Consider the following 9,504-nt stretch of genomic DNA (forward strand, 5'->3'; position numbering starts at 1 on the left):
CTCGGCGGCAGCGCGCTGGTGTTCTCGTCGCCGCGCGCGAGCGCGAAGACCGATGCCGCCACGCCGATCGGCCGCGCGGTGGAGCAGCGGCTCAGCGCCCGCGGCGAGGGGCCGTACGCGCTGGTGCTGCACACCGCGGCCACGCTGTCGCCCGAGGCGCCGGACCTCGCGAAGACGCATGGCGCGCTGATCGAATTCGCGCCGGCCGCGCGCGAAGGCGCCGCGCGGCGCGCATCGGCGCTCGACAGCCTCGTGGGCGGCTGAACGGCGCGGGGGCGGGCCGCTTACTTGTCGGCGTGCTCGTCCTTGGCTTCTTCGCCGTCCTCGGCCGATTCTTCCTCCGACTCCTCTTCTTCTTCCTCTTCCGATTCCTCGAAGTACTCGGGGATCGGCTGCTCAGCCAGTGCCTTTGCCAGCTGCAGGCGGAACTCGGCCAGTGCCTTGGCCGACTTGGCGATGTCCTTCGCGCCCTGGTCGGCGATCTTCTCGACCAGCAGGGCCGGTTCTTCCGACAGGATGATCTCGATGTAGTGGTCGGCGAGTTCGGCGGCGGCGATGAGCTTGGCGTCGGTGGACATGCGGTGCTTTCGGTGAAGTGGAGAAAGACGCCATCGTGCGCAGCGAAGGTGACGCCGGCACTACACACGCCGGCGCGGGGGTGTCATGCGTGCGTCATCGGAAGCGGCGTCAATGCCCGGGTCCGCAACAAACCGGGCCGCGACGCGCGGCCTCGCGTCACGCCATGAATCCTGGCCATCCCGTCCACGTCCTGTTCCTCTGCAACAGCAATGCCGCGCGCAGCCTGATCGCCGAATCGCTGCTCAACCAACTGGGCCACGGCCGCTTCGTCGCGCACTCCGCGGGCCATGCGCCCACGTCCGACGGCCAGGCCGATCCGCGCACGCTCGACGCGCTGCGTGGCGCGGGTCTGCCGACCGAAGGACTGCGCAGCAAGAGCTGGGAAGAGTTCGGCGCGGCCTCGGCCCCGCACATGGACCTCGTGGTCACGCTGTGCGACGAATCCGCGGGCGAGACCTGCCCGGTCTGGCCCGGCCAGCCCGCTTCGGCGCACTGGTCGCATCCCGACCCGCGCGCACCGGGCGCGGAACTTGGCGACGACGCCTTCGTGCAGACCATGCATGCGATCCGCCGGCACGTGGAGCTGCTGGTCAACCTGCCCGACGAGCGCATCGACCGCCTCGTGATCGAGGCGGAGGCGCGTCAGATCGGGACGTCTTGAGCCGCTCGCGTGGGCTCAGCCTTCGCGGCGGTAGAGCGCCCACCTGACGGTCAGAACGTCGGCGGCGATCTTGGCGGCGTTGGCGCCCGCGTAGTCCTGCGTGGGGTCGAACTCGAAGCCCTGGCGGTAGCGCACCACCTGCCCGTAGTCCCGGTCGAACACCATCGGTCCGGTCAGTTCAGCGGGATCGGTGCCGGACGGAACGGCCATGAATTTCTCGGGATCGGTGACGCTTTGGTAGAGATCGACGCTGAGCTGGGACATGGTTTTTTTCCTCGAGGTCTTGGTCGGAAGAATGATCGGCCCCCGGCGCGGGTGGCGGGCAGTCCTCCACCGGCAGGCCGAGTCGGCAATGACCTACAGAAGACGCGCGGTCCGATCGATACGGTGTATCAAGGCGTAGATGATTGCGACTGCGCCCAACTTCTTCGCTGGGGAACAAGCATGCAAGACAACCGGGACGCCGCCTTCGCGGCATGGGTGGGCGCCGAAGACGCGGCCCAGGCGGCCATTCACGTGCTGCACCAGCGAACGCGCGGCGGCCGCATGAAGGTCGCACCCCAGGAGATCGAACAGATCGCGCGCCTGCGCAAGGAGGCCGACGTGCGCTTCGCCGCCGTGTGGGGCGTGCTCGGCACGAGCGCGGCCGCACCCGAGGCCTTGCCCGAGCCGCTGCCGCGTGCGGAACGGCCCCAGCGCATCGTGGTGGGACCACGCGCCGCGCAGGGGCAGGCGCTGCCTTCGATCGCGATCTGAGCGCGGGCCGCGTTGCGCGGCACTCATGAGCCGAGCTGTCCAGAAGAGCTATCTCTTCTTGCGTAGGTGATCGCGTTTGCGTGGCGAATGAGCCCGCAGCAGACTGGGATCCTCGATGCAGTCGCTCCTTTTCGACGTGCAGCAGGACTGGTGACGACACCAGCGAGGATCGCGCAATATCCCAAAGGGCGAGTCCCTTGCCCACAGCGCCATTTGCTCGCCGCACAGCAGCGGTTTTCATGACTTTGGTCATTTCGGTTTTCGCTCGAGGCAGCACTAAGATGCCCGCCCATGGCCCACGCCACACCCCTGTCACCGCATGCCGCGCCGCTGCGCAGCGAAGTCGGCGTGCCCCTGCCGGCGCGCGGCATCCTGGTGGTCGACGACCATGAGCTGGTGCGCCTGGGCCTGCGCGCGCTGCTGCTCGCGGAGACCGGCAGCGTACCGGTGTACGAGGCACGCTGCCTCGCCGACGCCTTGCACCTCTACGCGCTCCATGAGGCCTCGCACCACCTGGTGCTGCTCGATCTCGACCTGCCCGACTCGCAGGGGCTGGACACCCTGGTGCGCTTCCGGCGCGCCTTTCCTTCCTCGCCCGTGATCGTGCTCTCGGGCAAGGACAGCCATGCGCTGATGCATGGCGCGATGGCGCTCGGGGCGCAGGCCTTCCTGCCCAAGACCGGCCACCTGGGCGAGGTGCTGCGCTACGTGAGGGACAACGACCTGATCGGCCTGCCGGCCCGGCCATCGACGACCTCGAGCAGCGCGCCCACGACGCCGGCGCGCGCCGAGTCGCAGCCGCAGCTCAATGCGCGCCAGGTCGAGATCCTCGACTGGCTGCTGGCCGGCAAGTCGAACAAGGAGATCGCGCAGCTGTCGCACCTGACCGAGGGCACGGTCAAGAACCATGTGTCCACCTTGCTGCTGCTGTTCGGCATGCGCTCGCGGGCCCAGCTCATCAGCAGCCTTCGATAAGCTCTCCGCGCCATGCGGCTTTCGATGGAGATGCCCGCATGCTCGCGATGACCGAGTCACCGCCGCCCGAACTGGCCCGGCGGGTGCTGCGCGAACAGGTGGCGGCGGTCCATGCGAACGCGCCGGCCGCCTATCTCGCGGACATGCTCACGGCCCAGGCGCTGGGCATCGGCCTGTTCGTGGCCACGTGGCGCTGGCAGGTGCTGCTGTGGATGGCGCTGCACCTGGCGTTGACGCTGCGACGCGCCTACCGGCGCTACCGGCGCAGCCCCGATGCGGCCGAGCATCCCGAGTACTGGGCACGCTTCAATGCGCGCAACGTGCTGCTGCGCTCCTGCGTCTGGGGCCTCGCACCCTGGCTGTGCGTGCCGCCGGGGCGCAACCTCGGGCTCTGGGTCATGGTCATCGTGATGATGATGGGCGGCTGCGCGGGCGGTGCGCTGTCGCTGGCGGTTCTCAAGCGCAACATCCCGCGCTTCATCGTGCCCAGCATGGCGAGCCTGACCCTGGCGCTGGCCTGGCGCGGCGACACGGTGCACCTGTTCCTGGCCACCGGCTGCCTGCTCTACATGTGCGTGATGATCACCTTCGCGCTGCAGCACCATCGGCTGCTGACGGCCTCGCTGACCATGCGTTTCGAGAAGGAGGCGCTGGCCGAGCAGCTGAGCCACCAGATCGCCGCGACCCAGCGCGCCAGCGAGGAGAAGACGCGCTTCCTCGCCGCGGCGAGCCACGACCTGCGCCAGCCCCTGCATGCAATCGCGCTGTTCGGCGCGGTGATCGAGAAGAAGCTGCAGGGCAGCGAGGAATGGGACCACGCGGTGCGGCTGATGGATGCGGTCGGAACGCTCGGCGATTCGCTCGATACCTTGCTGGACATCTCGCGGCTGGACGCCGGCGAGGTGGCACCGCGGATTCGACCGGTGGAGCTCAATCCGCTGTTCCTCGCGCTCAACAACGTGTTCGCGGCGCAGGCGGCCGGCAGGGACCTGCAACTCCGATTGCGCGCCACGCCGTGCTGGGTGCTGAGTGACCCGCAGCTGTTGCAGCGGCTGCTCTCCAATCTCGTGGACAACGCGCTCAAGTACACGCCGCGCGGCGGCGTGGTGGTGGCCGCCCGTGCGCGCGGGCCGCTGGTGTGGATCGACGTCTGCGACACCGGGATCGGCATCTCGCCCGAGCACCTGGGCCGCATCTTCGACGAGTTCTACCAGGTCGACAATCCGGGCCGCGATCGCGCGCAGGGGCTGGGCATCGGCCTGTCGATCGTGCAGCGGCTCTCGCGCCTGCTGGCGCATCCGCTGCAGGTGCATTCGCGCCCGCAGCGCGGCAGCCGCTTCCGCATGGTGCTGCCGGCGGTGTCGGCCTCGGGTGTCGCGCCCTCGATCGCACGCCCCGACGCCGTCCTGCCCTTGCCGCGGCGCGTGCTGCTGATCGACGACGAAGCGCCGATCCGCCAGGCCGTGACCGGGCTGCTGCAGGCCCATCGCGTGGCCATCGACGCGGTGGCCAGCGAGGCCGAGGCCGAGGGCGTGCTGGCGCAGGCCGCGCAGGCGGGCACCCCGGTCGACGTGCTGTTGTGCGACGTGCGCCTGGCCGATGGCGCCGACGGACTGGCCGTGGCGCAGCGGCTGCGCGCGCGCTTCGGCCCCGGCTTGCAGGTGCTGCTGATCACCGGGGAAACCGCGCCGCGGCGGCAGCAGCAGATGCACGACGCGGGCCTGCAGGTGCTGCTCAAGCCGGTGGCGGCCGACCGGCTGCTGCAGGCCCTCGCAGCGCTGACGCGACACGAAACGACCCCCGTCCGCAGGCACGCCTGAGCGTCTTTTTTCCGCCGAAAGTCGATGACCTTCGACACTAGATCGCAGGTGTCGCGATCCCTACCGTGGAGGCCTTCTCATCCACTCACTTGAAAGAAGGAAGGCCTCTCATGAACACCCGTCTTGCCGTTTGCCGTGCAGCGCGCACACCCGTCGCGTTGCTGGTCATGAATCTCGTGCTGGTGGCCTGCGGGGGTGGCGGCGGTGGCGGGGGCTTTGCCGGCTTCCCGGTCGCTCCCGCTCCCGCGCCTGCCGCGCAGACACCTCCGCCGGCACCCGCCCCAGCCGCGGCTTCGATCACGACGCAGCCATCGAACACCACCGTGGGCCAGGGCGTGTCCGCCACCTTGAAGGTGCAGGCCGCGCACGCCACGGCCTATCAGTGGCAACGCAGCACCGACGGCGGTGCCCACTGGACCGATGTCGCCGGTGCCACAAGCGACAGCTTCCGCACGGCCGCCAGCCTGCTGGCCGACAGCGGCCAGCAACTGCGCGTGCGGGTGACGGGCGCCAGCGGCAGCGTGACGAGCAGCGCCGCCACGTTGACGGTCAAGCCCTGGGTCGCCACCGTGCTGGCGACGACGGGCGTGAGCTACAGCAGCCCCTATCAGCTCGCACTCGATGCGAGCGGCGCGAAGCTCTACGTGGCCATGGGCGGCAATGGCTCGGTCTATCGGATCGACACCGCCAGCGGCAGCGGTGCCGAGGTGACGCCGGGGACGACGATGAATGCGCCGGTCGGCCTGGCACTGGCGGCCGACGGCACCCTCTACGTGAGCGACCAGCATCGCATCAGCAAGATCGCGCCCAACGCCACGACCGCCAGCACCTGGGTCGGCGGCAGCGCGAGCGGATACGCCGACAGCCCGGCCACCGCGATGTTCAACAACCCCACCGGCATCGCGCTCGACAGCGCGGGCAACCTGTTCGTGGCGGACACGGAGAACAAGCGCGTGCGCAAGGTCGCGGCCGACGGCACCACGAGCACGCTCGCGGGCGACGGCACGCAGGCCTACCTCGACGGCGTCGGCACGGCCGCCCAGTTCGCGCGCCCGCAGGGCCTGGCGCTCAGCCGCGACGGCAAGACGCTCTACGACACCGACACCGACAGTCCCTGCCTGCGCAAGATCGACGTGGCCAGCGCCACCGTGAGCACGCTGCTGGGCGATTGCGCGAACGGCAACGCGGGCGCGGGCGTGGTCGACGGAACGGTGGCCACGCCGGCCAAGCTCGGCTATTCGTACGGCGTGGCGGTGGATGGGCACGACAACGTGTTCCTGACCCACGCCTGGGATGGCGTGGCGCGCGTGGTCACGCCCGCGGGCGAGATCAGCACCCTGCAGGACGGCACCGGCGCGCCGATCGCCTTCAACTTCCCGATCGGCGTGGCGGTGGCCGCCGACGGCACCGTCTACGTGGGCGCGAACCACGGCAACCAGATCCTCAAGCTCACGCTCGCGCCCTGAGCGCGCATGCCCGGTAATGCAACTCGCTCTCGACACGGGGACATTCGTCGAAAAGACGAGGGCGATTCGACGCTCGCCCCTAAGATCGCGGCCTCAGTCATTGGGGAGTAGCTGACCTGCGCAACGCAGGAGCCCGCGTCAACACACTTGGCCTTCGGCCATGGCGCGAGCAGCTTTAGAGCCTGGCAAGACCTTTGACCACGTCACCTCGGTATGGGCCGGGAAGTGGCGTGGTCTTCGCGTCGCTGGCCCAGGGAGTTCTCTTTTCATCATGGAAGCCTTACTCGTATCCACGGGCGTGGTCGCGCTCGGGGAAATGGGCGACAAGACCCAGCTGCTCGCGATCATCCTGGCCGCGACCTTTCGCAAACCCTGGCAGATCGTCGCGGGCATCTTCACCGCCACCGTCGTCAACCACGCGGCCGCGGGCGCGCTCGGCGGCTGGGTGGCCCAGGCCATGGGGCCGAACATCCTGCGCTGGGTGATCGGCGCCTCGTTCCTGGCCATGGCCGCGTGGATGCTGATCCCCGACAAGATCGACGACGACGCGGCGAAGACGAAGAGCCGCTTCGGTGCCTTCGGCACCACGGTCATCACCTTCTTCCTCGCGGAGATGGGCGACAAGACGCAGATCGCGACCGTGGCGCTGGCCGCGCGCTATCCCGACGTGGTGCAGGTCGTGATCGGCACCACGCTGGGCATGATGCTGGCCGACGCGCCCGCGGTCTTCCTCGGCGAGAAGATCGCGGCCAAGGTCTCGATGCGGCTGGTGCACGGCGTGGCCGCCGTCATCTTCGGCGTGCTGGGGCTGCTGACGCTGTTCAACGTCGGCAACCTGTTCTGAGCCCCGGCGGGCGGCCGCCTACTTGGCGGCGCCCGCCGTGCCCAGGCCCAGCTTGTCGATCACGGCCTTCTCGGTCTTCATGGTGCGCACTGCGTACTGCTTGTAGGCCGCGCTGTCCATGTAGAAGGTCTCCATGTCGAACTTGGCGAGCGACTCCTGGTAGTTGGGCATCTCCATCGCCTTCTTGAAGGCGTCGTGCAGGATCGCGACCACCTTCGGGTTCGCGCCCTTGGGCAGCACCAGGCCGAAGGGCGAGGCCTGCACCATGTCGATGCCCGACTCCTTGAGCGTGGGCGCGTTCGGGTACTTCTTCGAGCGCTGCTCGCCCCAGGTCGACAGCAGCCGCAGCTTGCCCTGGTCGACATAGGGGCCCCAGCCCGGCGTGTCGGCCACCGACATCACGTGGCCGCCGAGCACCGCCTGCAGCGATTCGGAATTGCCCTTGTAGGGCACGTGATTGAACTCCACGCCGGCCTGGATCGCGATCGCTTCCATCGTCAGGTGCAGCGTGGTGAGCGCGCCCGGCGTGCCGTAGCTCAGGCGGCCCGGGTTGGCCTTGGCATAGGCGAGGTACTCGCGCATCGACTTGATCGGCGAATCGGCGGGCACCACCAGGCCGAAGGAATAGCCGGCGAGGCCGATCACGTAGCTCAGGTCGTTGGCCGGGTCCCAGTTGAGCTTGGTGGTGTAGGGCAGGCGGAACACCGGCAGCGGCACCTGCGCGAGCGTGTAGCCGTCGGGCGCGGTGGCCTGCATGGTCTGCGCGGGCAGCACGCCGCCGGCACCGGGCTTGTTCTCGATGATGACCGGCTGGCCCAGGATCTTCGAGGCGTTCTCGGCCAGCACGCGGAAGGGCACGTCGGTCGAGCCGCCGGCGGTGAAGCCGATCAGCACGCGGATCGGCCGCACCGGAAAGGCATCGGACTGCGCGAAGGCGGGAGCGGCGGCGAGGCCGGCGGCCAGCAGCAGGGCGTGCAGCGCACGGCGGGTGAGGGTGGGTTGTTTCATGGCAGGACGTGCGAACGAAGAAAACGGGAAGGGCGGTGCGGCCGCCCCGCGAACGGGACGGGCCGCACCGGCGCCGTCAGGGCGCGGGACAGCCGCCGCGGCTGGCCGAGGAGAACTTGCAGCCGTAGTCGGCGCGCGCCACGGTCGCGGCGTCGAGCACCTCGTCGCCGGCCGGCTTCACGCCGTTCTGCTCCCAGTTCGTCATCGCGTCGAAGGCCTGGGTCTGCTCCTCGGTCGTGAAGTCGCAGTGGCTGATGCCGCGGATCGCGCGCTGCACGAGCCACTTCGAGGTGCCCAGCGCATCGGCGCGGCGCTTGTAGATCTGCTCCATGCTGAACGGCACGTAGACGTCGCCCAGCGTGTGGATGGTCACCACCGGCACGTCGATGCGCGCATTGGACTTGGGGAACCAGCGCAGGCCGTCGCGCCGCAGCCGGTTGGCCTCGGGGTCGGCATGCAGCCGGTAGGCGCCCTGGTTGAAGGTGATCTCCTCGGCGTTCTGCGCCGGGTCGTTGTCGAGCTGGTAGACGATGCCGGTGGTGTCGTAGCCGTCGCGGTTGAGGATGCCGTTGATGGTGCCGTCGCGGCCGAAGGTGCCCCACACGGTGGCGTTCATGCTGCCCGCGAAGCCGGCGTCGAACATCGGGCGCTCGCCGCCCGTGAGGTTCTTGACGATGGCCTTGTACTTCTCGCCCTGCGCGGTCGTCGCGCTCGGGAATCTCGTGAACAGCGCGGCGCGCACCGTGGGCAGCAGGTCGTTCCAGTTGCTCACGGGCCAGCCGTTGACGGGCAGGCCCGCCAGCTGCTGCGCCGCGATCTGCGAGGCGCCGAAGTAGTTGTAGAGCTCGGTGTCGCCGAGCACGCCGCACATCGGCACCGCGCCCGCATAGCGCACCTTGTGGTTGGCCGTTTCCGTCGCCTCGGCGTCGACCGCGGCCGCGGCCACGTGGCCGCCGAGCGACTGGCCGACGATGTAGGTCTTGCGCGGCGCATCGAGCGTGCGGCCGTTCTGCGAGGCGATGCGCTGGAAGGCCAGCGCGAGCGCGTTGGTGTCCTCGACGCCGGCGCGCACGTCGTAGTAGTTCTTGGTGTAGCTCGACGCGGCCCAGGCATAGCCCTGGCCGATCAGGTGCGCGCGGATGGTGGGATCGCTGACGCTCACCACCGGGCCCGTGCCGCCGTAGCCGTGCGCGTACATCACGAGCATGCCGTTCCAGTTCTTCGGCACTTCGACGCGGTAGCCCGCGCCCTCGAGCACGCCCCACCAGCGGTCGGTGTCGGGCGCGCCCGAGATGGCCGCGAACGGCAGCTTGGTCTCGTCGACCGTGAACTGGCGGCCGTCCTGCGCGCGCGTTTCCTCGGGCTCGGGTGCGGCCGGGGGCGGCGGTGCCGGGG

At 69.5% G+C, this 9,504-nt stretch carries 10 protein-coding genes, 1 pseudogene and 1 riboswitch; of the genes and pseudogenes, 7 read left to right on the top strand and 4 right to left on the bottom strand.

What is annotated here, in order from left to right; all coding sequences use genetic code 11:
* Positions 1–264, top strand: a pseudogene (locus tag AC27VN_RS22515) (VOC family protein); the annotation flags it as partial.
* A gap of 20 nt (positions 265–284) precedes the next feature.
* Here the strand turns inward: AC27VN_RS22515 and AC27VN_RS22520 are convergent.
* Positions 285–578, bottom strand: a complete 294-nt coding sequence (locus AC27VN_RS22520; protein ID WP_296779773.1) for a hypothetical protein — start codon at positions 576–578, stop codon at positions 285–287.
* A 164-nt stretch (positions 579–742) separates the two neighbouring features.
* Between AC27VN_RS22520 and AC27VN_RS22525 the strand changes: the two genes are divergently transcribed.
* Positions 743–1,240, top strand: a complete 498-nt coding sequence (locus tag AC27VN_RS22525) for an arsenate reductase ArsC (protein ID WP_490877957.1) — start codon at positions 743–745, stop codon at positions 1,238–1,240.
* 15 nt (positions 1,241–1,255) lie between these two features.
* Here the strand turns inward: AC27VN_RS22525 and AC27VN_RS22530 are convergent, their stop codons facing one another.
* Positions 1,256–1,504 (bottom strand): hypothetical protein, encoded by a 249-nt coding sequence (locus tag AC27VN_RS22530; protein WP_093345893.1) that lies wholly within the window; start codon positions 1,502–1,504, stop codon positions 1,256–1,258.
* 180 nt (positions 1,505–1,684) lie between these two features.
* On the opposite strand from AC27VN_RS22530, the gene AC27VN_RS22535 reads away from it, so the two are divergent.
* The 5 genes from AC27VN_RS22535 to AC27VN_RS22555 all read left to right on the top strand — a co-directional run bounded on the left by AC27VN_RS22535 (position 1,685) and on the right by AC27VN_RS22555 (position 7,101).
* A complete protein-coding gene (locus AC27VN_RS22535) occupies positions 1,685–1,996 on the top strand; it encodes a hypothetical protein (protein ID WP_490877958.1) in 312 nt (103 codons plus the stop codon).
* A 291-nt stretch (positions 1,997–2,287) separates the two neighbouring features.
* Positions 2,288–2,971 (top strand): response regulator, encoded by a 684-nt coding sequence (locus AC27VN_RS22540; protein WP_490877959.1) that lies wholly within the window; start codon positions 2,288–2,290, stop codon positions 2,969–2,971.
* Between the two features lie 38 nt (positions 2,972–3,009).
* The gene (locus AC27VN_RS22545; RefSeq protein ID WP_490877960.1) at positions 3,010–4,791 is read left to right on the top strand and encodes an ATP-binding response regulator; all 1,782 of its coding nucleotides are present in this window, start codon (positions 3,010–3,012) and stop codon (positions 4,789–4,791) included.
* Between the two features lie 110 nt (positions 4,792–4,901).
* Positions 4,902–6,257: a DUF8696 domain-containing protein gene (locus AC27VN_RS22550; RefSeq protein ID WP_296779786.1), complete on the top strand. Its 1,356-nt coding sequence runs from the start codon at positions 4,902–4,904 to the stop codon at positions 6,255–6,257.
* A 90-nt stretch (positions 6,258–6,347) separates the two neighbouring features.
* Positions 6,348–6,518, top strand: a riboswitch (yybP-ykoY riboswitch).
* Positions 6,519–6,528: 10 nt separating this feature from the next.
* A complete protein-coding gene (locus tag AC27VN_RS22555; RefSeq protein ID WP_093345903.1) occupies positions 6,529–7,101 on the top strand; it encodes a TMEM165/GDT1 family protein in 573 nt (190 codons plus the stop codon).
* 18 nt (positions 7,102–7,119) lie between these two features.
* On the opposite strand, the gene AC27VN_RS22560 is transcribed toward AC27VN_RS22555, so the two are convergent.
* On the bottom strand, positions 7,120–8,109 hold the full coding sequence (locus tag AC27VN_RS22560; RefSeq protein WP_208510258.1) for a tripartite tricarboxylate transporter substrate-binding protein: 990 nt from the start codon (positions 8,107–8,109) through the stop codon (positions 7,120–7,122).
* Positions 8,110–8,185: 76 nt separating this feature from the next.
* On the bottom strand, positions 8,186–9,504 hold a 1,319-nt coding region (locus AC27VN_RS22565; protein ID WP_490877961.1), incomplete at its 5' end, for an alpha/beta hydrolase.

Source organism: Variovorax sp. 20P10.2.4, from assembly GCF_058244205.1.

Excerpts from the sequence above, each read along its gene's own strand:
- AC27VN_RS22520 (WP_296779773.1), bottom strand. The coding sequence starts at position 578 with ATGTCCACCGACGCCAAGCTCATCGCCGCCGCCGAACTCGCCGACCAC.
- AC27VN_RS22525 (WP_490877957.1), top strand. The coding sequence starts at position 743 with ATGAATCCTGGCCATCCCGTCCACGTCCTGTTCCTCTGCAACAGCAAT.
- AC27VN_RS22530 (WP_093345893.1), bottom strand. The coding sequence starts at position 1,504 with ATGTCCCAGCTCAGCGTCGATCTCTACCAAAGCGTCACCGATCCCGAG.
- AC27VN_RS22535 (WP_490877958.1), top strand. The coding sequence starts at position 1,685 with ATGCAAGACAACCGGGACGCCGCCTTCGCGGCATGGGTGGGCGCCGAA.
- AC27VN_RS22540 (WP_490877959.1), top strand. The coding sequence starts at position 2,288 with ATGGCCCACGCCACACCCCTGTCACCGCATGCCGCGCCGCTGCGCAGC.
- AC27VN_RS22545 (WP_490877960.1), top strand. The coding sequence starts at position 3,010 with ATGCTCGCGATGACCGAGTCACCGCCGCCCGAACTGGCCCGGCGGGTG.
- AC27VN_RS22550 (WP_296779786.1), top strand. The coding sequence starts at position 4,902 with ATGAACACCCGTCTTGCCGTTTGCCGTGCAGCGCGCACACCCGTCGCG.
- AC27VN_RS22555 (WP_093345903.1), top strand. The coding sequence starts at position 6,529 with ATGGAAGCCTTACTCGTATCCACGGGCGTGGTCGCGCTCGGGGAAATG.
- AC27VN_RS22560 (WP_208510258.1), bottom strand. The coding sequence starts at position 8,109 with ATGAAACAACCCACCCTCACCCGCCGTGCGCTGCACGCCCTGCTGCTG.